This is a genomic window from Bacillus basilensis, from assembly GCF_050630465.1.
GTDB lineage: Bacteria > Bacillota > Bacilli > Bacillales > Bacillaceae_G > Bacillus_A > Bacillus_A basilensis.
The window spans coordinates 15,270-36,049 of sequence record NZ_JBNTQO010000014.1 but is presented as its reverse complement, the minus strand read 5'-3'; the positions used below and the strand labels follow the sequence as shown (position 1 = coordinate 36,049).

The window sequence follows — 20,780 nt, the reverse complement described above, 5'->3', positions numbered from 1 at the left end:
ATCTTATTTGCGGAGGGGATACGCATGAGAAGATGGGGAATTGAGTTATTAATTTTAGCAGTTGTTATTATTTGGGGGATTAATTTTACGATTGCGAAATATGGACTTTTAGAATTTACAGCAATTGAGTTTACTGCACTTCGTATGATATCGGCGGCACCGCTTATGTTACTCCTTACCTTTTTTATTGAAAAGTCGGTTTATATGGAGAGAAAAGATATACCTAGATTAATCATCGTTAGCGTTGTAGGTATTGTACTGTATCAAACGTTATTTATGGAAACTGTCAAATATACATCCGCTACAAATGCCTCTTTACTTATTTCTATTTCACCTATTTTTACAACTGTATTTGCTATTTTCTTGAAACAAGAAAAGTTTTCTTCTCGAAAGTTCATCGGTTCTATCATTGCCTTTAGTGGTGCAGCATTAGTTTTAGTAGCAGGGCATTCACTTGCTAGTTCTTTTTATGGAAATGGAATTGGGCTAATTACATCAATATGCTGGGGGCTTTATCCTGTTTTAGCTGGTCCATTAATTAAAAAATATTCAGCACTACGTGTCACCGCATGGTCAGCACTAGTTGGCGCGATGCCGCTTTTACTTTTAAGTGGACCATACATATTTATAATGCCATTTCACATTACACATGGAATGACACTATTTGCTTTACTATATTCTATTTTCTTTGTAACAGTATTCGGTTTAGTTATGTGGTATGTTGGGATTCAAAAAATTGGGGCGTCACATACGATGGTATATATGTATATAACGCCGCTTGTAGCTGTTTTATTTGCAGCTGTATGGGCAGATGAATATGTATCGTTTCAACAAATAATTGGTGGGATTATTATTTTCTTCGGTTTATGGTTTGTGAAATCGGAGAAAGTAAAAGTGCACTCTACTGTGGGGAACCTATATCAAAATAGGAAAACAGATCACCTATGATCTGCTTTCCTATTTTTTTATTTTTGGTAAGAAGACGAGAAATAAGATAGCAGTAATAAGTGGAATTAAGTTTAAAAATGGAATACGGAAGAGTGTGATAAGAATAATACCTGGAAGAAGAACACCGAGGACAGCATAGAAAATACTATGATTTTTCGTGTACCAATACAATGAAAGTCCAATAAGTGCAGGGATAATAAGGTGAATGAGAGCCATTAAAAAATAAATCATTAGACGCCCCCTTTATTTGTGTGCTTATTACATCATATCCGTATGTTCATAGATTGATATCATTTTTTTCATAAATGGACGAAAAATGTTTGGAAAAACGTCACAAATTATAAGAATATGATGTTTGAAATCTTGTATAATATTATTTCCTAAAAACATTTAAACAACGTAAACATATCGTTTATGTTGTTTTTAATTTGATTGAAATGGATGTAAGTAGTATAAACTTGAAAGAAATTTTTTGTTGGATAGATAAAAATTACTGAAGAGGAGAACAGCATGATTAGTATGTCATTAAGGTCATTTAAAATTCAATCGTATTATATACTAGGTATTTTGTTAATAGGATGGATGTTAACACCGTTTTCAGCACATTTTTTAGGCGCTGGAATTGGACTTATTGTAAGTATGTATTGCGTTTGGCTTTTAGGGAGACGAATTGAGAAGCTTGGAGATAGTATCGTAAAGAAAACGAAAGCACCGACGCTCGGTATGTTTAATCGTTTTGCCGCTGCTATTTTAGGTGCTATTATTATGTACGAAATTGAGCACCACATGGTGATGTGGGCATTTGCAGTAGGGATTATGGGCGGCTATTTCTTAATTGTTGTTAATTTAGGATATTATAGCATGAAAGATGAGAAAGAATTAACGAAGAGCTAAAAAGATAAAAAGCTTCTTTTTAGATGGAATAGATGATCCAGCCACGGATAGAAACGGCCAGAGCTTTTTTTAGCCCCATGCGATGTGAAACCAGATAGATGTAGTGAGTAGGGATATAATTTATATATTCGAAGCCGTAATTTGTCTCTGTTGAAATGGGCTTACTCTGGGATAAGTGATTCAGTGATGGATAGTACGGCAGGAAGCGTAACTTTGCATAAAATACAGGTTTCCGCTTCCAATAAGTTAACATGAAATCACGTATTAGTATGACTCTTAGATTTTTTAAAAAAGTTGGATATAATACAAAAAGCTATCCCGGTAATTAGAATAATATATTTTATTGTTTCACTTGTATGCTCAAATAAATTAACGTTAAGCATCACAAGTCCCCAAAACATTTGGATCGCTCCATAACTGAATAAAATTTTTCCTGTACGAGAAAAAATTTTCATAGGTTTCACCCCTTCCTATATATGTAAATTGTATCATGGAAAACTAAAATTAAATAAATATAAAGTGAAATTTCTGTAAATTAACCAAACTAAGCCACAGATGAAGAGATTAACGTTTCATTTTATATAAGATATAGAAAGAAGCTTACGCAAAAACGTAAGCTTCTTTTTTATGTAAGTGTGTGTAACCGTTAAGCCGCATTGGGTTTTGTCGGTGAGTACGCGGAACTTTACGGTTACACGACACTTATTCATATGAGTAAAAGGGTTATTCCAACAGAAAGTTTATTCTTAAGCGATTGGGCCGCCTAAGTTAATAATATCTTCAGATACGCTGTCGAACTTTTTGAAGTTCTCTTTGAATTCATTTGCAAGCTCGATTGCTTTTGCTTTGTAAGCAGCTTTATCAGCCCAAGTTTGTTCAGGCATTAACACTTCGTCAGGTACACCTGGTACGTGAAGTGGAACTTCAAGACCGAAGATGTTATGTTTAGCTGTTTCAGTTTTCGCAAGTTCGCCGCTTAATGCCGCTTGAATCATTGCACGAGTGTAACCTAAGTTCATACGTTTTCCAACGCCGTATTCGCCACCAGTCCAGCCAGTGTTTACTAAGAATACTTTCGCATCGTGTTTCTCGATTTTTTCACCAAGCATTTCAGCATAGCGAGATGCATCAAGTGGTAAGAATGGTGAACCGAAGCAAGTTGAGAATGTTGCTTGCGGAGATGTAACACCGCGCTCTGTTCCTGCTAGTTTACTAGTGTAACCACTTAAGAAATGATACATAGCTTGTTCTTTTGATAACTTACTGATTGGAGGCAATACGCCAGATGCATCAGCAGTTAAGAAAATGATTGTATTTGGGTGTCCAGCAACACTTGGCAGTACGATATTATCGATCGCATGCATAGGGTATGCAGCACGAGTATTTTCTGTTAAAGTAGTATCGTTATAGTCTGCGATACGCGTTTGGTTATTAATGATAACGTTTTCTAAAACAGATCCAAATTTGATTGCATCGAAAATTTGTGGTTCTTTCTCGTGAGAAAGGTTTACACATTTTGCGTAGCAACCGCCTTCAATATTGAATACACCGTTATCAGACCAACCATGCTCATCATCACCGATTAATTTGCGGTTTGGATCAGCAGATAATGTTGTTTTACCTGTTCCAGATAAACCGAAGAATAGTGCTACGTCACCTTCTTCACCTACGTTTGCAGAGCAATGCATAGAAAGAATATCTTGTTCAGGTAGTAAGAAGTTCATAATAGAGAAGATTGATTTTTTCATTTCTCCAGCGTATTCTGTACCACCAATTAGTACGATACGTTTTTCGAATGAAACCATAATGAATGCTTCAGAGTTTGTACCGTCAACAGCTGGATCAGCTTTGAAATTCGGCGCAGAAACAATTGTGAACTCTGATTCATGAGTTGTTAATTCTTCTTCAGTTGGACGAATGAATAATTGATGTACAAATAAATTGTGCCATGCATATTCGTTAATAACTTGAATTGGTAGGCGGTAATTGCGGTCAGCGCCTGCAAATCCATTGAAGACGAATAACTCTTCTTTTTCTTTTAAGTATTCTAAAACTTTAGTATATAATTTATTAAAATGTTCTTCAGAAATCGGTTGATTCACAGCTCCCCAAGCAATTTTGTCAGCAACCGATGCTTCTTTCACAATAAATTTATCTTTAGGAGAACGTCCTGTATATTTTCCTGTTGAAGCAGAAACGGCACCAGTCGAAGTTAATTTCCCTTCATTTCGCATTAATACTTTTTCCACTAATTGCGGAACACTTAGTTGAATCTGTGCATTGCTTCCGTTCAATAATTCGTGTAAACCAATTTGGACATTCACAGTACTCATATTTATATACCATCCTTTTCATTTAATGAAATATTTCTCGTAATCCCCAACAAGAGTATAACACAATTATATAAATAATGTATACTATTTATTTCTTTTTGTTTGTGTGAATACATTATTTCCTTATTAATATTTCATTTTAGGCGCATTGAGAAAAACTTTCAGGAAAATGTGAATATTAATTGACAAATGAATATCATTTCTTTAGTATAGGTTGGGACGGATACTCTCTTATCCCGAGCTGGCGGAGGGACAGGCCCGATGAAGCCCAGCAACCTCACTTGTAGTGGTAAATACAGGTGAATAGGTGCTAAAACCTGTGCGAGGCTACAGGTCTCGAACGATAAGAGCGAAGGGCAAAAAGCAGTATGCAAGTAGCAAATTAAACCTTTCCTCTATGTAAAGTAGGAAAGGTTTTTCTGTATGCTTGTGGGAGAATAAATGTATGTCGCAGTTTGTGGCAAATTAAGGATGAGTTCCGTACAATATATACAATTACTGTAGGGAGGTTTACCACATGACAAAAAAACGTCATCTGTTCACATCTGAGTCTGTAACTGAAGGACATCCAGATAAAATTTGTGACCAAATTTCTGATTCAATTTTAGATGCGATCTTATCAAAAGACGCAAATGCACGTGTAGCTTGTGAAACAACTGTAACAACTGGTTTAGTATTGGTAGCGGGGGAAATTACGACTTCTACTTACGTAGATATTCCAAAAATCGTTCGTGAAACAATTCAAGGCATTGGTTACACACGCGCAAAATACGGATTCGATGCAGAAACTTGTGCAGTTTTAACATCTATCGATGAGCAATCTGCTGACATCGCTATGGGTGTTGACCAAGCGCTAGAAGCACGCGAAGGTCAAATGACTGACGCTGAGATTGAGGCAATTGGTGCAGGAGACCAAGGTTTAATGTTTGGTTTCGCATGTAATGAGACACAAGAATTAATGCCACTTCCAATCTCGCTTGCTCACAAATTAGCTCGCCGTTTAACTGAAGTACGTAAAGATGATACATTATCATACTTACGTCCGGATGGAAAAACGCAAGTTACAGTTGAGTATGATGAAAATGGTAAACCTGTACGTGTAGATACAATTGTAATTTCTACACAGCATCATCCAGATGTTACATGGGAAGAAATCGATCGCGATTTAAAAGAGCATGTAATTAAGACTGTAGTTCCAGCAGAATTAATGGATGGAGAAACGAAATTCTTCATTAACCCAACTGGTCGCTTCGTAATTGGTGGACCACAAGGTGATGCTGGTTTAACAGGACGTAAAATCATCGTTGATACTTACGGTGGATACGCTCGCCACGGTGGTGGTGCATTCTCTGGTAAAGATGCAACAAAAGTTGACCGCTCTGCAGCATATGCGGCTCGTTATGTTGCGAAAAACATCGTAGCAGCTGGTCTTGCTGATAAAGCAGAAGTACAACTTGCATACGCAATCGGTGTAGCACAACCAGTATCAATTTCAGTTGATACATTCGGCACTGGTAAAGTATCTGAAGACGTACTAGTAGAACTAGTTCGTAACAACTTCGATCTTCGCCCAGCTGGTATTATTAAAATGCTAGACTTACGTCGCCCAATTTACAAACAAACAGCAGCTTACGGCCACTTCGGACGTACTGATGTAGATCTATCATGGGAACGTACAGACAAAGCTGCAGCTTTAAAAGAGCAAGCTGGTCTATAATATATGAAAAAAAGCTTTGCGCAGTGAGCGCAAAGCTTTTTTATTTCGTTTTACTTATAATTTGAATGCATGAACTGCAATACACTTCGCCTTCTAGTTCAATATACTTTTTTATATTCGTCATGCCATTTGCCAGAAATGGCATATGAATCCAAGCTTTTTCATATGTTTTTATTTCTTTTTGGCATGATTTACAAACAGTTGGCTTTTTTTGAAACATGTGAAATTAACCTTTCATTTGACGTGCTTTTCCTGCGCAAAATGCACTGCTCAGTAAAAATAGCGTTGCGAATATAATGCTTACTAATGTAGCGTATGGGATTGCGCCTTTTAGAGAAAAACCGACAGTGATGGAAGCAACAAATAAGAGGATGAATGTTGTTGTTAATTTTTTATATAGTTCCATAATATGTAGACCTCCGATTTATTTGGTAGTGCAATTTTAAAAACTGAATTCTACTATGTAGAAAATATAAGAAAAGTTAAAGGTTAGCTAATGATGTGAAGTCTAGGGGGATAAGAAAGAATGTTTTTTATTTTCCTTTTTGTGGATTAGTATACTTATATTGTATCATGATGCATCATCGGCTTCATACATAATTGTGTAAAGATATGTATGATAAAATGAAGAAAAGTCTTTAAGAAAGGAAGAGGAAAAATGAGTGTCAATGAACATAAAAAACAAGCTCCAAAAGAAGTGCGATGTAAGATCGTGACGATTTCTGATACACGTACGGAAGAGACAGATAAGAGTGGACAATTATTACATGAATTGTTAAAAGAAGCAGGACATACAGTGACTTCTTATGAAATTGTAAAAGATGATAAAGAGAGTATTCAGCAAGCAGTGTTAGCTGGTTATCATAGGGAAGACGTAGATGTTGTATTAACAAATGGTGGTACTGGTATTACGAAACGTGATGTCACAATTGAAGCCGTATCAGCGCTATTAGATAAAGAAATTGTCGGATTTGGTGAGTTGTTCCGCATGATTAGTTATTTAGAAGATATCGGAAGTAGTGCAATGTTAAGTAGAGCGATCGGCGGCACAATTGGGCGAAAAGTTGTCTTTTCAATGCCAGGGTCTAGCGGAGCAGTTCGCCTTGCGATGAATAAGCTAATTTTACCAGAATTAGGTCATATTACATTTGAGCTGTATCGCCAATGAGTAAATGGGCTGGAATTGTATTAGCGGGCGGTATGTCGAGTAGATTCGGTGAGCCGAAAGCGTTAGCGAGCTGGCAAGGGAGTACGTTTATTGAGCATATTTTGAAAGTGATGACAAGGACGCTCCAAGAGGTTGTAGTCATTAGTCATTCTGATATAAAAGAGCGAGTAGAGCAAATCGTACAAGTTCCTGTTATAGAAGATATTCCGCACTATAAAGGAAACGGACCACTTGCTGGGATTGTATCAGGTATGGAATACATAGAAGCAGATTGGTACGCTATTATGCCTTGCGATGCGCCAAATGTTTCGCATGAGTGGTTTACCATTTTATTAGAGCAAACGAGTGATGAATATGATGCAGTCGTACCTATTATTAATGGAAGAAAACAACCATTACTTGCAGCATATCATAACCGTGTGAAAGAAAAGATTTATGCTTTGCTTCAAGAAGAAAAAAGAAGTATGGGCCAACTTTTATCACAATGTAATGTGAAATATGTTGCTGGAGAAGATGTACAAGCGAATGCGGATTGGTTTATGAATGTGAATACGAAAGAAGAATATGTGCAGGCTCAAAAAGACCTTTCAAATGAATGAAAGGTTTTTTTGATATACAGAAATTGGGGAACAATTACTGTATAAAGGTATGTGAGTAAGTTGATTTTAAGGGGAATTCTTAAAATCACTATACAGTTAAAATACTGTATAACCATATATTAATTTATATGGGTTTTTATTACAAGTCTGTTTGTTTTTGTTGTAATGAATATAGAAATAATATGATATTTCACCTTGTGTATCATTTATTTAAGTAAAGTTTACAACTGTGTAATAAACTCCCTTCGTTTTTTTTGAAGGGAGTTTTTCTATTTAAGCAAGCAACTCTGATGCGTTATGCTGAAGGACTTCTTCATATTGGTTAAGTAAGCCACGAAAGATCTCATCCCAGCTTTTTGATTTCGCATAAGATGAAGCTACTATTCCCATCTGCTCAAGTTTTTCTTCATTTTGCAATAAAAGATAAATGGATGATAGAAATGCGTCCTCATTTTTGGGTGGACAAAGAACTCCCGTTTTTCCATCTGTAATAATATTCTTAACCCCGCCACTATTTGCACCAATGACAGGTGTACCGCATGCAAGCGATTCAAGTACAACGTTCCCAAATGTTTCAGTAGCAGATGGAAATACCATTAGATCGGAAGAAGCATAGGCTTCAGCTAAATCTTCACCTTGTAAATATCCAGTAAAGGTTACATTTGTTTTTGGGACAGCTTCACGCAAATTTGTTGCTAGAGGACCGTCTCCTGCTATAAGCCAATGAATATCGTTTCGAGTATGCGCTGATTTAACGATAAGATTTTGCAACGTATCAATATCTTTTTCAGGGGCAATCCGTCCAACATAGGAAAGGACGTACTTCGCTGTAATATTATATTTTTTTCGGAATAGGTCTGTATTGTAAGATGGATGAAAGAGTGTGCAATCTATACCCCGTCCCCAAATAGAGAGAGCCTGAAAGCCTTTATTTTTTAATTGATGTAATGTTTCAGGAGAGGGTACAAAATTTTTTTGCATATGACTATGAAACCACTTTAAATAGTTCCAAAGCATATTAGAGAGAAATTCGATTTTGTAATAGCGTAAATAAGCATCGAAATCAGTATGATAAGAACCGACAACTGGGATGTTTAATTTTTTTGCATAATACAATCCACAAAGTCCCATGTTGAAAGGCGTGGCAATGTGAATAATGTCAGGTTTAAAGGAAAGAAGTTCTCGTTTAATGCGCGGAGTAGGAAAAGAAAAACGACATTCTGGATATAATATTGTTAACGGGATACTTCTCATCTTGTTCACATTAGCCACGAAATTATCTTCAGCCGTATGCTGAGGGGCGAAAACAGAATAGGCGATTTTTTCTTTCTGAAAGTAACGTGTTAATCGTTCTAATGTTTTCGCAACCCCGTTCACTTGTGGCGTAAAAGTATCGGTAAATATGGCGACTCTCATCATATCACTCCTTTATGTGAAAAGTGGGATGAATTGATAAAAAGAGATGATGCCAGAGCAAGTGCCGAGGCACATACCGACGAATACATCAGACGGATAGTGAAGCCCTAAATAAATACGAGAAATACCAACGCATAATGCTAACGGTAATAGAAAAACAAATAAGCTTGGATTATAGCAAATAAATGGAATAAAGACAGAGAAAACAGCTGTTGTATGACCAGACGGGAAAGAGTGGTCTTTTAATGGATGGACTGGATATTTTGCATCCTGAATTGTTAAATAAGGACGTTTTCGCGGATACCACCTTTTTAATATTTGCACAGGGATATGGCTAATTGCTAACGAAATAGCAGTTGCAATTGCAGCTTGGTGCAAAGTTCCACTTGCGAAAATTAAAAAGAACAGTGTGAGTGCGATGGAGAAAGTCGCGCCACCGATATGAGTAATATTGCTGAAAAAGATATTTAACGTTTTTTGATCAAAATATCGGTTAATTCCTTTGAAAATGTAACATTCTATTTTATACAGTCCGCTGGCCTTCATGAAAATTCTCCTCCCTCGTTTACATATATATGGAGATATTAGCTTTTATTTTAATAAGATTTTGTTGAGGGAGTAATAATGTTTTGTAAAGAAAAAGTTAGTTTTTTTATAAAAAAGCTGCCAATCTTATGGCAGCGGAATTTTATTTCTGTAATGATTTATAGTACTGACCTTTTTCAACATATTGTGTGCGGATACGCTCCATGTCTTTACGGTCTTCTTCTGTTAATTCACGAACGACTTTCGCTGGACGACCGAAAGCTAACGTGTTTGGCGGGATTTTCTTTCCTTGTGAAACGAGGCTTCCAGCACCGATAAAGGCTCCTTCGCCAATTTCAGCACCATCTAATATAATAGATCCCATTCCAATTAAAGCATCTTTCTTAATATGGCAACTATGTAAAATCACTTGATGCCCAATTGTTACATCGTCTTCTAAAATAAGAGGATATTGTGGGCTTTGGTGAAGTGTACATTGGTCTTGTACATTTACACGATCTCCAATGATTGTTGGTGATACATCGCCGCGTATGACTGTATTAAACCAAATACTTGATTCTTCGCCAACGGAAACATCGCCTGTAATGGTAACATAGTCAGCGATAAAAGCACTACTCGCAATTTTCGGATTTTTTTCTTTGTAAGGATATATCATGTAAAGCCTTCCTTTCCTAGAGACTAGTTTCAGTGTATCAAATTATGAGAAAGAGTGAAATGGAGGAGAAGCCGTATGTGGAATTATGAAGCAGAGGAAGCGAAAGCTGTAATCGTTATTGTACACGGCGCAATGGAATATCACGGACGTTATGAAGCCGTTGCGGAAATGTGGAATCATATCGGCTACCACGTCGTGATGGGGGACCTTCCGTCACATGGAACGACTTCAAGAAATAGAGGACATATTGATTCGTTTGATGAATACATAGAGGAAGTTAAACTATGGGTGAAAGAGGCAAGAAAGTACAGATTACCTATTTTTCTATTTGGTCATAGTATGGGTGGTCTTATCGTCATTCGTATGATGCAAGAAACGAAGAGAGAAGATGTAGACGGCATTATTTTAAGTTCGCCATGTTTAGGCGTATTAGCTGCACCTTCTGCACCGCTTCAAGCTGCCTCAAAAATATTAAATATTATTGCTCCAAAATTGCAATTTGCAACAAATCTTACAGTGGAAATGTCAACACGTAACCATGAAGTGAGAGATGCGATGGAGAATGATTCATTGTTCTTGCGCAAAGTATCAGTACGTTGGTATAGTGAATTAATTAAGTCTATTGAAATTGCTCATAAAAAAATAGGTGATTTTCCAGACGTTCCACTCTTGCTAATGCAAGCATGTGAGGATAAACTTGTAGATAAAACACGTGTCCGCATGTGGTTTGATAATGTTAAAATAAGTGATAAGGCTTTTAAAGAATGGCCGAATTGTTATCATGAGTTATTAAATGAGTATGAGCGTGATGAAATTTTGAATTATATTCAGTCATTTACTGAAATACGCATCAATAACATAATAGAAACAAATAAGTAAATTATTTGTACATTGAATAGAGGAGATGAAGGAAGAAGTGAACGTACCGAGTAATCCCATAACGCTCATGGCGAAAGTATACCGTGATGTGTTTCCGGTTGTACACCATGAGCTAGCGATGTGGAAAGAGCGTGCCTACCATATTCCGAATGATGAGCTTCATAGTCAGGCAATCGCAAGTATTGAGCATAAAACGTTTCATTGCGAAGGCGGTGGCATTTTAGCGCTATTAGCGAATGAACACCGTGAGGAATGTATTCGTTTTATCGTCGCATATCAAACGATTAGTGACTACTTAGATAATTTATGTGATCGCAGTACATCACTTGATCCAAATGATTTTGCCGCGTTGCATGAATCGATGTTAATGGCATTATCACCTGAAGTAGAAGGTGGCGGTAATTATTATCGTTATCGTGATGATCAAGATGATGGTGGTTATTTAGATGAACTTGTTGAAACGTGCCAAGATGTTTTAAAGAAAACGAAGCACTATGACAAAATTGCTCCTGTTCTTCATGAACTTGCTTGTTATTATTGTGATTTGCAAATTCATAAACACGTGAAGTTAGAAGAAAGAGAACCACGATTACAAAAGTGGTTTGAAGCGCATAAAGAAAACTTACCTGAGATGAGTTGGTTTGAATTTTCAGCATGTGCCGGTTCTACGCTTGGAATTTTCTGTCTTGTAGCATATGCATTTCATGATGAATTACATCATGAAGATATTGCGAAAATTAGACAAGGATATTTCCCTTACGTGCAAGGGCTTCATATCTTACTTGATTATTTCATTGATCAAGAAGAAGACCGCGCCGGCGGGGATTTGAATTTCTGTAGTTATTATGAAAACGAGCAAGCTATATTAGATCGTATGAAACACTTTGTAGAAGAAGCAGAGAAAAGCATTGGTGATTTGCCTCATGCGAAGTTTCATCGTCTTATAAGCCGAGGGTTACTTGGTATTTATTTATCAGATCAAAAAGTATCAGCACAAAAGAATATGCACAAAATGGCACGGCGCATTGTAAAATACGGAGGCCTCACTTCACGATTCTTCTATTGGAACGGGAAGATGTACCGAAAGAAAACGGCGCAGTGATGAAGAAAACCACTCATATAGAGTGGTTTTTTTGTTATAATATGGTAAAGGTGGTGGCGGAAATGAAGTATGTCTTTCAAAAGCTATATGATCACATTGAAGTAACACTCTTAGTCTTATTATCAATTTCATTTGTAACTGGAATGTATATGATGATGAATAGGCCAAGTGGTCCTACTATGATGGATTATGTGCCACAAGTAATAATTGGCGCAATTATTATAGTAGATATTGTCTTTTTAATAAGTAGTAGAAAAAAACAAACGAATAGTAAATAAAAAAGAATTTGTACACGGTAGTACAAACGCTTTTTTATTATGAACGTATTTTTGCAAATGCATATATAAGAAGCTCAATCGCAAAAATAACTAACACAGATAGTCCGAATAAAGGCATGACAGCGCCTAGTATAACCATCATGATAAAGAAAACGAGTATGCTTTTCTTATCTCTTTGCTTAGGAGGTGCTGCTAATTTTCCTTTCGGCTTTCTTGCTAACCACATTTTTATTCCGTAATAAATGAGAAGTAATAAAGATAATGTCGTTAGTAAGCATAATATTTTATTTGGCCATCCGAATAAATGACCTTCGTGAAGCGGGATACCGTAAGTGAACCATTGTGCAAATAAGCCATAATCACGATAGTCCGTTTTGGAAATAAGTTCGCCGCTATATTGATCAAAATAAGCTGTTATTTCTTCATTTGGTGCGACGTGCATACCTGTAATACCAGAACCACTCGATTTCGAAACGGTGAATACACCTTTCGGATCAGTTGGTAGTGAGATAACATACGGTTTCTTTATTTCAATCCCTTTTTGCAATTCATCGACAGAAATTGCTTTCGGTTCATTCGAATTAGATTCAGGAGGAGCTTCTTTTCTAGTTGCCCACGGCAATTCTTTTACCTTCGATTCAGGTGGTGCCATATACAACTTTGGATACCCGAGCGATTCATTCGACGATGCGATTTTATAAATTTGGTTACCCATAAATCCTGACCAAGGCAATCCAGATGCGACTAACAAAACGAGAGGAATTGTAAATATAATACCGATAATAGAATGACGTCGTTTTGCTTTTTCTCGTTTACTGGAGGCCGGTGTGTTTTTGAATTGGCGTATACTCATATACAATCCGGTTACAATTAAAAAGATTGTCCAGCATGCCGCAAGTTCTACAATATAGTTAACGACAGTGCCACCAACTAAAAGAGAACTATGTAATTCCCTCGTTATATTGGCAAACGTTTCACTTGCGTTTTGATCCCCAACAATTTGATTATTACTATCTAAATACACATATTTTTGTTGTCCAGTATACTCATTTGCAATGGTAAGTCTCGTATTATAATCTTCATGAAACTCACTAATTTTTGCCACACTATAATGCGGATATTGTTTCTCTATTAAGGAAATAGAATCAGACATCGAAATAGATTCTGTTTGGGCGCTCTTCCCAAAATATAAATCTTTATAGATGAAATCTTCAACTTCCTCCCGAAATAAATACCCAATTCCGCTCAGTGACAACGTAATAAGAAGCGGCGTAATAAAAAGCCCAGCATAAAAATGCCAACGCCAAAAAATGTAATGAAGCGAACGGTTTACTTTCATACTTTCAGTTCCCCTAACCTTCCCTATATGAATAACTACTTATTTAATATAGCGAGATTAAGTGTGATTACTTTGAAAGAATTGTGAAGAAAGTTAAAAGTTTTGGGGATTTTTATCAAACAAAAAACACATTTCAAAAGGGATGTTTTCTATGTTTATGAAGATCTCTTTGTATTTGATAGATACATCTTAACAACCGCCTCAGCAAGACATTGAGAGGAATCAACAAAATCCTCACTCGCGATCACATTCAAATCGGTACATGCGATAATTGCAGTATCTACTTCAACTTCCAACTGTAAAACGAGCTCATTCCACAATTCGCGAGCTTTTTCAATTTCTCCGCCTTTAATACAAGAAATAATTTGATTAATCATTTCTTGCCATTTTTCATGATGAATGTACTCTATATTACGTTTTACAATCCCATCTTGGTAAATTCCAGCTTGAACAGTTGCTTCCGTTGCGAGAAGAGCGACTCTTTTGGCAGTTTCAGGAATTGCTTTTAACGTCTCATCAACTATATTCAAAATAGGAATAGAAAGAGATCGCTGTAATTCTTCAAAATAAAGATGCGCTGTATTGCACGGCATAGCGATAAATTCTACACCAGTACTTTCAAGCTTTTGCGCCCCTTCAATAATCGCTTTTTTCATTGCTTCGTGATCAATAGGGTGATCCATGTAAAACGGTGTTGGGCACGAGTAAATCATCATATGAGGAAAATCCATATCATGCTTTGCTCCGTATATTGTTTGGCATTCTGCTACAACTGTATCGACGAACGGTCCGGTTGATTTTGGCCCCATTCCTGCTAGTATTCCGATCATTGTTTCGTCTCCTTTAATATGTAATTAAAAACGTTTTTTGCGAACGATAAAAAGAAATAAAGTAAATAATAAAAATGAATATACGATAGCCCAAGCTGTCAGCCATAGCGTGTGAGTCAGTATATTATATTTGTACTGTCCAAGCATTAGAAAGCTTTCGACAGGTGGTAAAAACCATAGTAACTCTTTTTTAAACTGGATAGATGCGATCGTTATAAGCAATATAAATGTAAGGCTAAGCCAAGCAGTGCCTGCTTTTTGAATTATATTTCTTGTAAATAATGTTGCGATTGAAATCCCTAGTATAGAGAAAGATATGTGAGAGAGAAATCCGATTAGAAATAAAGAAACTGTCATTTTTTCATTAAACATTTGCAAAATAATGGGATAGATTACGGATATAAAAGATAACACAGTACAAATGAGAAGAGCTGTAATATATTTACCAACGTATAATGCGGAAATGTTATTTGTGTGTGAAATAGTGATTTGCTCTTGTACAGGGTCTTCGGTATGAAAAATTGTGACCGTAATCCAGGCAGATAATAAATAAAGTGCGAGTGCTGTTTCTAAATATGTCGGTACAATAGGAGTCGGTTTATATGTATATACAAAAAGCAAGCTTATAAAGTACATCGCAATAGGAGGGATGTACTTATATGATTTTGTATAGTCGAGAAAATGGTAACGAATAAGCGCGAACATAATAAACCTTCTTTCGATTTAAAAGTTAGGTTGTAGCAGTGTGATAGATGCTTTTTTATGTAATAAAAACTGAAGTATGTCATTTGTATATTCTTTTTCGATTTGTAATTGAATAAGATTTTGATTTGAATTGTGTGCAACGTGTATAAATCCTAATTGTTTCTGTAGTTCTATCGCTGAAAATGTTTCGTGAACGATTGCCTCAATATAGACTTGTTCTGCTCCTTTTTGTACAGAGATATTTTCTGCAATTGTATGATTTGCTAACGTCACAATTCTATCGGCGAAGTTTTCTAGTAGCTGTTTTTCGTGACATGTGAAGAGTATAGATATACCTTGTTGTTTGAATGAGAGTAAAATATGTTCTAATTCTTGCTGAGAGTTAGGATGGAGCCCAGAAAGAGGTTCATCTAAAATTAATAAATGGACGTCTGTAAGTAATGCTTGCATAATGCCTGTTTTTTGTTTCATACCTTTTGAAAAGTTTCGTACAACGGAATGCCTTGCATGAAGTAAATGAAAAGATTCAAGGAGCATCGGAATTTTATTTCTTACATATGCTGTTGATAAACCGTGAATGCAGCCGAGATGATATAAATAATCTTCTAATGTAAAACGAATCCCTTCAGGAAAATGTTCAGGTACATAACCGATTTGTATATGTTCTTTCCTTTGAATCGTCCCTGCCGTAGGTGAAATAAAGCCTGCAATTATTTTGAGTAGCGTACTTTTTCCAGTCCCGTTCCCGCCAACAATAGCGAGTGCTTCTCCTTCTGGAATGGATAAATCAATGTTGTCTAGTATAAGTGATTTGCCATACTTCTTTTGAATTCCCCTTAGTTCTACTAGCAAAGTTCTATCCTTCTTTCTTTAAATATTGTATATATCCATTATATAGGAGAATAACGAAAAGACGTGCAGTGAGTGCACGTCTTTTTTGTTATCTTTTGTCGATAAGTCGATATGTTGTGTCGAATCGTCGATATATCGAAAAAATCGTTGATATATTTTAAGTTACGATAGATATAATTGAAAAATTGTCGATATTTTATCGTTTCTCAATCGCTACAATAAATGGCGGGTTGTTTTGTTGGTTAATGAAGCCGTATCGCAGTACGTGTGCTTGTTTTTGGTCTAGTTCTTCGGCAAATTTAAGTACAGCGTCGCGTTCTACTTGTCCTTCTGGATGTCCGTGGTAAATGACAAGGACGATGATACCTTCAGGTGCCATTACGTCTAGTAATTGCTCGATTGCCGAGATTGTTGAGTTCGGTTTTGTGACGATATGCTTGTCTCCGCCTGGAAGGTAACCTAAGTTGAAGATCGCGCCTGTCACTTTTCCTTTTGCATCTTCTGGTAATACGGATAGAAGTGTATCGTGACTATCGTGAACTAAAACAGTACGTTCGAATAGGTCTTTTTCTTTTAGACGAGTCGTCGAGCTTTCAATTGCCTCTTTTTGAATATCAAATCCAAATACTTTTCCGTTATCTCCAACGATTTCAGCTAGGAAGCAAGTGTCATGACCGTTTCCTAAAGTTGCATCTACAGCATAATCGCCTTCTTTTACTGCCGTTTGCAGCAGCGTGCGAGCAAACGGTAATACACGTTCTAATTTCATTTTTGTTTCTCCTCATTTGCATATTTTCCTTGCCAGCTTCCGCGGCGTACAAATTCTGCATCGATGGAATTTAATACTTCCCATTTATTTAAGCTCCACATTGGGCCGATCATTAAATCAGGTGGACCGTCACCTGTGATGCGGTGCACAATTACGTCTTCTGGAATAATTTCAAGTTGGTCAACAACGAGACTTACATAATCTTCAAGAGAAAGGAATTCTAATTGTCCTTTTTCATATTGCTTCACCATTGGTGTTCCTTTTAATAAATGAAGTAAATGAATTTTAATTCCTTGTACGTCAAGCTTCGCTACTTCACGAGCTGTTTCCATCATCATGTCGTAATCTTCAAGAGGAAGACCGTTAATAATATGAGAGCAAACTCTAATGCCATGTTTACGTAATTTATTTACGCCTTCAACGTAAGAAGGATAATCGTGAGCACGATTAATAAGATTTGCAGTTCGTTCATGAACAGTTTGTAGTCCGAGCTCAACCCAAAGGTACGTGCGTTTATTTAAGTCCGCTAAATATTCAACGACATCGTCTGGTAAACAATCTGGACGAGTCGCAATAGAAAGACCGACAACGTCTTTTTCTGCTAGAAGCGGTTCGAATTTTTCTTTTAACACTTCAAGTGGTGCATGTGTATTTGTGTACGCCTGGAAATAAGCGATACATTTTCCGTCTTTCCACTTTGAGCGCATTTTTTCTTTCATTTCATGATATTGCGTGATAACATCATCGCGGCGATCGCCAGCGAAGTCACCAGATCCAGCAGCACTGCAAAATGTACAACCGCCATAAGCAACTGTACCGTCACGGTTTGGGCAATCAAAGCCAGCATCTAATGAAACTTTAAAGATTTTTTCTCCAAATTCATTTCGTAAATGGTAATTCCATGTATGATAACGTTTATTGTCGTTCGTATATGGAAAAGGGTTTTGAACCTTCATTACTTTCCCTCCTAAGCCGAGTCAAAATGAAACAAAATCCATTATAACATACTCATAAGGTTCATATGGAAGGGACACACTAAAGGGGAATTGAAGCAAGGAGGGACAATTATGGCAGAGCGTCAATCACTTGAATCTTATATTACACAAGCGGAACAAGCGGTGGAATATGCGAAAGAACAATTAGATCTTGGTATGAGACAAGAGCATTACAATACGATGGAGTATTCAGATGCGCAGTTACAATTAGAACAAGCGTATAACGATTTACAAACGATGCAACAACATGCGAATGATGAGCAACGTGAGCAATTAAATAGAGCACGTATGGCAATTCGCCAACTGCAACATCAAATGATTATTACACCGCACTAATAAGGAGTGAATGTAATGGCGAAACGTTCAGATCAAAATAACCCAGAGCAAAAAACGCAAAATGGACATAACGCTGAGTTTTCAAATGAACTTGATCCGATTGTTCAAGTAAAACAGCGTAACAGTAAAAAAGGACAACCTCAAAAATCGAAGCAATCAGAGTAAACCAGGTCGCATTATGACCTGGTTTTATTTTGCACTGCAAATGGATGAGTAGTGCGAGATGAACAGTTAACATATCAATTAAAGTTTTATTTTACTATATGACAATAATGTAAGATTACTGTAAGGTTTACCGATAGTTATAAGCCTACTTCTCCAGTAGAGTAAGGGAGGATTAAATTTTGGACAAGGAGTTGCTTTATGGGGAACAATATTACAAACAAACGAATTGATGAGTTAGATTACATTCGTGGTTTCGCACTACTGGGGATTATTTTAGTAAATATTCTTGCACTACTTAATATTAAAATTCCAGATCCTAATACAGTGGATGCAAGTTATCAAAGGTTTCTATACTTATTTGTAGAAGGTCGTTTCTTCTCAATCTTCTCATTCTTATTTGGAGTAGGATTCTATATCTTTATAACGAGAGCAATTGCCAAAGGAAAGAATGGATATGTTCTATTTCTACGCCGGGTAGTTGCACTATTTATTTTCGGTTTGATTCATTACATGTTTCAGCCTGGAGAGGCATTAACGTTATATGCAATTTGCGGGTTAATCGTTTTACCATTTTATAAAGCGAAAAAACAAGTGAACTTAGTTATTGGCCTTATTTTAACAATTGCTTTTAGTGTAATGGGGATTAAAGAACTATTACCACTCGGCTTAATTTTATTAGGTCTTGCTGCAGGGCAATATCGTGTATTTGAAAATCTCACGCAAAACATAAAGAAAGTCGCTATTTTTACAGGTATTATGTTTGTCTTAAGTGTCGTAGCTGTATGGTATCAATACGGGCACGTGCCTGCTGAGCCATTTGTAAATATGATACTTATGAATGAGGACGGAACAATGGATGCTGCAGGCCAATTTTTAAAAATTGGTGTCACAGTTGGACCAGTCATTTCAGCTTTCTATGTGGGGGCATTAATTTTATTACTTCAATTAAAACCAGTTCAAACATTGTTAGCACCACTCAAATACTACGGTCGTATGGCTTTAACGAATTATATCGGACAAACTGCAATGATTTTAATTGCAGGCAGTGTATTTAACTTCGCAGAAAACTTAACGTATATGCAGACTTTATATGTTTGTATTGCAATTTATGCAATTCAAATTGTGTTTAGTGTAATTTGGATGAAAATCTTTAAGATGGGTCCACTAGAATGGATTTGGCGTGTTATTACGTACTGGACGGTAACGCCTTTAAAGAAATAAAGAGTGAAGTAGGCTGTTCCTTTTGTGGAACAGCCTATTTTTATTTTTAGCTTTTGTCGGTAAGTCGATGTAATTTCATTTACCGACGTACCATTTCAAAAAGTGAACGAATTTGTATTTAAAGGAAAAGGCTAAGCTTACAAGCACACCTTTTTTATCTTACAAAAGTGTAAGGTAATTGTAATGTTAACAAATAGCAGTTCAGCTCCAAAAAGCGCAGAATAGGTAATGGAAAAACAAGTGTAGGAGGATATATATGACGAAACCAGTTGTAGACGTGAAAAACGTTCAAAAAGTGTACGGTAAAAAAGGTGAGAATCAATCACACGCATTAAAAGGTGTATCATTCTCAATTCAAGAGGGTGAGTTTGTTGGGATTATGGGACCATCTGGTTCTGGTAAAACAACATTACTAAATGTAATTTCAACGCTTGATAAAGCAACGGGCGGAGTTGTTGAAATTGCAGGAACGGATATTACGAAAATGAAGCAAGGTGAGCTTTCTGATTTCCGCTCGCAAAAATTAGGATTCATCTTCCAAGATTTTAACTTATTAGAGAACTTATCTATTTACGAAAACATTGCATTGCCACTTTCACTTCAAGGTGTTTCATCACGTAACATTGGACCGAAAGTAGAAAAAGTAGCAGATATGTTAGGAATTTCAGCTATTCTTCAAAAGTACCCATCTGAAGTGTCTGGTGGACAGAAACAGCGTTCAGCAGCAGCGCGCGCTTTAGTACATGAGCCAGCAATTATTTTAGGGGACGAGCCAACAGGAGCGCTTGATTCTAAAAATGCAGCGAGTTTACTTGATGCGATGACAAACTTAAATAAAGATCAAGGCGTATCTATTATGATGGTTACACATGATCCGTATAGTGCAAGTTACTGTCAGCGTATTTTATTCATTCAAGATGGTGAGCTATATAAAGAAATTCATCGTGGTGGTACACGTGAAGAGTTTTATAAAGAAATTTTAGATGTGCTTGCAGACTTAGGCACACAAAAAGCGTAAGAAAGGAGGTCTAGG

Annotated in this window: 26 protein-coding genes and 1 riboswitch; of the genes, 12 read left to right on the top strand and 14 right to left on the bottom strand. The window is 36.6% G+C overall.

The genetic code is table 11. The features are described 5' to 3' along the window. Positions 1-24 precede the first annotated feature (24 nt). Positions 25-948: a DMT family transporter gene (locus ACQVV1_RS21705; protein ID WP_063223626.1), complete on the top strand. Its 924-nt coding sequence runs from the start codon at positions 25-27 to the stop codon at positions 946-948. 9 nt (positions 949-957) lie between these two features. Here the strand turns inward: ACQVV1_RS21705 and ACQVV1_RS21700 are convergent, their stop codons facing one another. Then, a complete protein-coding gene (locus ACQVV1_RS21700) occupies positions 958-1,179 on the bottom strand; it encodes a hypothetical protein (RefSeq protein ID WP_000639043.1) in 222 nt (73 codons plus the stop codon). Between the two features lie 279 nt (positions 1,180-1,458). Here ACQVV1_RS21700 and ACQVV1_RS21695 point away from each other — a divergent pair, with 279 nt between their 5' ends. After that, on the top strand, positions 1,459-1,842 hold the full coding sequence (locus ACQVV1_RS21695) for an ATP synthase subunit I (protein ID WP_060632637.1): 384 nt from the start codon (positions 1,459-1,461) through the stop codon (positions 1,840-1,842). Positions 1,843-2,099: 257 nt separating this feature from the next. Here ACQVV1_RS21695 and ACQVV1_RS21690 read toward each other — a convergent pair whose 3' ends face one another. Continuing rightward, a complete protein-coding gene (locus ACQVV1_RS21690) occupies positions 2,100-2,297 on the bottom strand; it encodes a hypothetical protein (RefSeq protein WP_242252383.1) in 198 nt (65 codons plus the stop codon). Positions 2,298-2,588: 291 nt separating this feature from the next. Then, on the bottom strand, positions 2,589-4,175 hold the full coding sequence (gene pckA, locus ACQVV1_RS21685; protein WP_063223624.1) for a phosphoenolpyruvate carboxykinase (ATP): 1,587 nt from the start codon (positions 4,173-4,175) through the stop codon (positions 2,589-2,591). A gap of 228 nt (positions 4,176-4,403) precedes the next feature. Further along, a riboswitch (SAM riboswitch) is annotated at positions 4,404-4,525 on the top strand. Between the two features lie 167 nt (positions 4,526-4,692). On the opposite strand from pckA, the gene metK reads away from it, so the two are divergent. Continuing rightward, positions 4,693-5,892: a methionine adenosyltransferase gene (metK, locus tag ACQVV1_RS21680; RefSeq protein ID WP_199677840.1), complete on the top strand. Its 1,200-nt coding sequence runs from the start codon at positions 4,693-4,695 to the stop codon at positions 5,890-5,892. Between the two features lie 40 nt (positions 5,893-5,932). On the opposite strand, the gene ACQVV1_RS21675 is transcribed toward metK, so the two are convergent. Next, positions 5,933-6,112: a hypothetical protein gene (locus ACQVV1_RS21675; RefSeq protein ID WP_242252385.1), complete on the bottom strand. Its 180-nt coding sequence runs from the start codon at positions 6,110-6,112 to the stop codon at positions 5,933-5,935. Positions 6,113-6,118: 6 nt separating this feature from the next. Further along, entirely contained in the window at positions 6,119-6,298 is a 180-nt protein-coding gene (locus ACQVV1_RS21670; RefSeq protein ID WP_000424805.1) for a hypothetical protein, read from the bottom strand. A 252-nt stretch (positions 6,299-6,550) separates the two neighbouring features. On the opposite strand from ACQVV1_RS21670, the gene ACQVV1_RS21665 reads away from it, so the two are divergent. Together ACQVV1_RS21665 and ACQVV1_RS21660 are read left to right on the top strand one after the other, a co-directional pair. Further along, complete coding sequence (locus ACQVV1_RS21665; protein WP_242252386.1) at positions 6,551-7,060, top strand: MogA/MoaB family molybdenum cofactor biosynthesis protein; 510 nt, start codon at positions 6,551-6,553, stop codon at positions 7,058-7,060. After that, entirely contained in the window at positions 7,057-7,659 is a 603-nt protein-coding gene (locus ACQVV1_RS21660; RefSeq protein WP_242252387.1) for a molybdenum cofactor guanylyltransferase, read from the top strand. The genes ACQVV1_RS21665 and ACQVV1_RS21660 overlap by 4 nt, the downstream gene beginning before the upstream one ends. Before the next feature lie 273 nt (positions 7,660-7,932). On the opposite strand, the gene ACQVV1_RS21655 is transcribed toward ACQVV1_RS21660, so the two are convergent. The 3 genes from ACQVV1_RS21655 to ACQVV1_RS21645 all read right to left on the bottom strand — a co-directional run bounded on the left by ACQVV1_RS21655 (position 7,933) and on the right by ACQVV1_RS21645 (position 10,276). Then, entirely contained in the window at positions 7,933-9,075 is a 1,143-nt protein-coding gene (locus ACQVV1_RS21655) for a glycosyltransferase family 4 protein (protein ID WP_431169490.1), read from the bottom strand. A gap of 12 nt (positions 9,076-9,087) precedes the next feature. Further along, positions 9,088-9,621, bottom strand: a complete 534-nt coding sequence (locus ACQVV1_RS21650; RefSeq protein ID WP_431169489.1) for a phosphatase PAP2 family protein — start codon at positions 9,619-9,621, stop codon at positions 9,088-9,090. A 142-nt stretch (positions 9,622-9,763) separates the two neighbouring features. Beyond that, the gene (locus ACQVV1_RS21645) at positions 9,764-10,276 is read right to left on the bottom strand and encodes a gamma carbonic anhydrase (RefSeq protein WP_000640207.1); all 513 of its coding nucleotides are present in this window, start codon (positions 10,274-10,276) and stop codon (positions 9,764-9,766) included. Between the two features lie 75 nt (positions 10,277-10,351). Here ACQVV1_RS21645 and ACQVV1_RS21640 point away from each other — a divergent pair, with 75 nt between their 5' ends. The 3 genes from ACQVV1_RS21640 (at position 10,352) to ACQVV1_RS21630 (ending at position 12,535) form a co-directional block, all read left to right on the top strand. Continuing rightward, complete coding sequence (locus ACQVV1_RS21640) at positions 10,352-11,155, top strand: alpha/beta hydrolase (RefSeq protein ID WP_063223616.1); 804 nt, start codon at positions 10,352-10,354, stop codon at positions 11,153-11,155. 37 nt (positions 11,156-11,192) lie between these two features. Next, on the top strand, positions 11,193-12,257 hold the full coding sequence (locus tag ACQVV1_RS21635; RefSeq protein ID WP_242252634.1) for a tetraprenyl-beta-curcumene synthase family protein: 1,065 nt from the start codon (positions 11,193-11,195) through the stop codon (positions 12,255-12,257). A 62-nt stretch (positions 12,258-12,319) separates the two neighbouring features. Continuing rightward, positions 12,320-12,535 (top strand): hypothetical protein, encoded by a 216-nt coding sequence (locus ACQVV1_RS21630; protein ID WP_063223614.1) that lies wholly within the window; start codon positions 12,320-12,322, stop codon positions 12,533-12,535. Positions 12,536-12,572: 37 nt separating this feature from the next. Here ACQVV1_RS21630 and ACQVV1_RS21625 read toward each other — a convergent pair whose 3' ends face one another. The 6 genes from ACQVV1_RS21625 to mnmL all read right to left on the bottom strand — a co-directional run bounded on the left by ACQVV1_RS21625 (position 12,573) and on the right by mnmL (position 17,986). Continuing rightward, positions 12,573-13,874 (bottom strand): PepSY-associated TM helix domain-containing protein, encoded by a 1,302-nt coding sequence (locus tag ACQVV1_RS21625; protein WP_431169488.1) that lies wholly within the window; start codon positions 13,872-13,874, stop codon positions 12,573-12,575. Positions 13,875-14,029: 155 nt separating this feature from the next. Beyond that, positions 14,030-14,704: an aspartate/glutamate racemase family protein gene (locus ACQVV1_RS21620; RefSeq protein WP_431169487.1), complete on the bottom strand. Its 675-nt coding sequence runs from the start codon at positions 14,702-14,704 to the stop codon at positions 14,030-14,032. Positions 14,705-14,728: 24 nt separating this feature from the next. Continuing rightward, entirely contained in the window at positions 14,729-15,409 is a 681-nt protein-coding gene (locus ACQVV1_RS21615; protein WP_242252394.1) for an ABC transporter permease, read from the bottom strand. Between the two features lie 18 nt (positions 15,410-15,427). Continuing rightward, positions 15,428-16,261 (bottom strand): ABC transporter ATP-binding protein, encoded by an 834-nt coding sequence (locus ACQVV1_RS21610; protein ID WP_431169486.1) that lies wholly within the window; start codon positions 16,259-16,261, stop codon positions 15,428-15,430. Between the two features lie 196 nt (positions 16,262-16,457). Next, positions 16,458-17,030 (bottom strand): tRNA 5-(aminomethyl)-2-thiouridylate-methyltransferase MnmM, encoded by a 573-nt coding sequence (gene mnmM, locus ACQVV1_RS21605; protein WP_242252400.1) that lies wholly within the window; start codon positions 17,028-17,030, stop codon positions 16,458-16,460. Continuing rightward, positions 17,027-17,986: a tRNA modification radical SAM protein MnmL/YtqA gene (gene mnmL / locus ACQVV1_RS21600; protein ID WP_000868033.1), complete on the bottom strand. Its 960-nt coding sequence runs from the start codon at positions 17,984-17,986 to the stop codon at positions 17,027-17,029. The genes mnmM and mnmL overlap by 4 nt, the downstream gene beginning before the upstream one ends. Before the next feature lie 111 nt (positions 17,987-18,097). Here mnmL and ACQVV1_RS21595 point away from each other — a divergent pair, with 111 nt between their 5' ends. From ACQVV1_RS21595 to ACQVV1_RS21580, 4 genes are all read left to right on the top strand, one after another. Then, positions 18,098-18,361 (top strand): YtzC family protein, encoded by a 264-nt coding sequence (locus ACQVV1_RS21595; RefSeq protein WP_000840865.1) that lies wholly within the window; start codon positions 18,098-18,100, stop codon positions 18,359-18,361. Positions 18,362-18,376: 15 nt separating this feature from the next. Next, positions 18,377-18,526, top strand: coding sequence for a hypothetical protein (locus ACQVV1_RS21590; protein ID WP_001129340.1), 150 nt, complete (start codon positions 18,377-18,379; stop codon positions 18,524-18,526). Positions 18,527-18,724: 198 nt separating this feature from the next. Continuing rightward, the gene (locus ACQVV1_RS21585) at positions 18,725-19,747 is read left to right on the top strand and encodes a DUF418 domain-containing protein (protein WP_242252402.1); all 1,023 of its coding nucleotides are present in this window, start codon (positions 18,725-18,727) and stop codon (positions 19,745-19,747) included. 256 nt (positions 19,748-20,003) lie between these two features. Then, the gene (locus tag ACQVV1_RS21580) at positions 20,004-20,765 is read left to right on the top strand and encodes an ABC transporter ATP-binding protein (RefSeq protein WP_071771094.1); all 762 of its coding nucleotides are present in this window, start codon (positions 20,004-20,006) and stop codon (positions 20,763-20,765) included. Positions 20,766-20,780: the final 15 nt, after the last annotated feature.

Excerpts from the sequence above, each read along its gene's own strand:
- ACQVV1_RS21705 (WP_063223626.1), top strand. The coding sequence starts at position 25 with ATGAGAAGATGGGGAATTGAGTTATTAATTTTAGCAGTTGTTATTATT.
- ACQVV1_RS21700 (WP_000639043.1), bottom strand. The coding sequence starts at position 1,179 with ATGATTTATTTTTTAATGGCTCTCATTCACCTTATTATCCCTGCACTT.
- ACQVV1_RS21695 (WP_060632637.1), top strand. The coding sequence starts at position 1,459 with ATGATTAGTATGTCATTAAGGTCATTTAAAATTCAATCGTATTATATA.
- ACQVV1_RS21690 (WP_242252383.1), bottom strand. The coding sequence starts at position 2,297 with ATGAAAATTTTTTCTCGTACAGGAAAAATTTTATTCAGTTATGGAGCG.
- pckA (WP_063223624.1), bottom strand. The coding sequence starts at position 4,175 with ATGAGTACTGTGAATGTCCAAATTGGTTTACACGAATTATTGAACGGA.
- metK (WP_199677840.1), top strand. The coding sequence starts at position 4,693 with ATGACAAAAAAACGTCATCTGTTCACATCTGAGTCTGTAACTGAAGGA.
- ACQVV1_RS21675 (WP_242252385.1), bottom strand. The coding sequence starts at position 6,112 with ATGTTTCAAAAAAAGCCAACTGTTTGTAAATCATGCCAAAAAGAAATA.
- ACQVV1_RS21670 (WP_000424805.1), bottom strand. The coding sequence starts at position 6,298 with ATGGAACTATATAAAAAATTAACAACAACATTCATCCTCTTATTTGTT.
- ACQVV1_RS21665 (WP_242252386.1), top strand. The coding sequence starts at position 6,551 with ATGAGTGTCAATGAACATAAAAAACAAGCTCCAAAAGAAGTGCGATGT.
- ACQVV1_RS21660 (WP_242252387.1), top strand. The coding sequence starts at position 7,057 with ATGAGTAAATGGGCTGGAATTGTATTAGCGGGCGGTATGTCGAGTAGA.
- ACQVV1_RS21655 (WP_431169490.1), bottom strand. The coding sequence starts at position 9,075 with ATGAGAGTCGCCATATTTACCGATACTTTTACGCCACAAGTGAACGGG.
- ACQVV1_RS21650 (WP_431169489.1), bottom strand. The coding sequence starts at position 9,621 with ATGAAGGCCAGCGGACTGTATAAAATAGAATGTTACATTTTCAAAGGA.
- ACQVV1_RS21645 (WP_000640207.1), bottom strand. The coding sequence starts at position 10,276 with ATGATATATCCTTACAAAGAAAAAAATCCGAAAATTGCGAGTAGTGCT.
- ACQVV1_RS21640 (WP_063223616.1), top strand. The coding sequence starts at position 10,352 with ATGTGGAATTATGAAGCAGAGGAAGCGAAAGCTGTAATCGTTATTGTA.
- ACQVV1_RS21630 (WP_063223614.1), top strand. The coding sequence starts at position 12,320 with ATGAAGTATGTCTTTCAAAAGCTATATGATCACATTGAAGTAACACTC.
- ACQVV1_RS21625 (WP_431169488.1), bottom strand. The coding sequence starts at position 13,874 with ATGAAAGTAAACCGTTCGCTTCATTACATTTTTTGGCGTTGGCATTTT.
- ACQVV1_RS21620 (WP_431169487.1), bottom strand. The coding sequence starts at position 14,704 with ATGATCGGAATACTAGCAGGAATGGGGCCAAAATCAACCGGACCGTTC.
- ACQVV1_RS21615 (WP_242252394.1), bottom strand. The coding sequence starts at position 15,409 with ATGTTCGCGCTTATTCGTTACCATTTTCTCGACTATACAAAATCATAT.
- mnmM (WP_242252400.1), bottom strand. The coding sequence starts at position 17,030 with ATGAAATTAGAACGTGTATTACCGTTTGCTCGCACGCTGCTGCAAACG.
- mnmL (WP_000868033.1), bottom strand. The coding sequence starts at position 17,986 with ATGAAGGTTCAAAACCCTTTTCCATATACGAACGACAATAAACGTTAT.
- ACQVV1_RS21595 (WP_000840865.1), top strand. The coding sequence starts at position 18,098 with ATGGCAGAGCGTCAATCACTTGAATCTTATATTACACAAGCGGAACAA.
- ACQVV1_RS21590 (WP_001129340.1), top strand. The coding sequence starts at position 18,377 with ATGGCGAAACGTTCAGATCAAAATAACCCAGAGCAAAAAACGCAAAAT.
- ACQVV1_RS21585 (WP_242252402.1), top strand. The coding sequence starts at position 18,725 with ATGGGGAACAATATTACAAACAAACGAATTGATGAGTTAGATTACATT.
- ACQVV1_RS21580 (WP_071771094.1), top strand. The coding sequence starts at position 20,004 with ATGACGAAACCAGTTGTAGACGTGAAAAACGTTCAAAAAGTGTACGGT.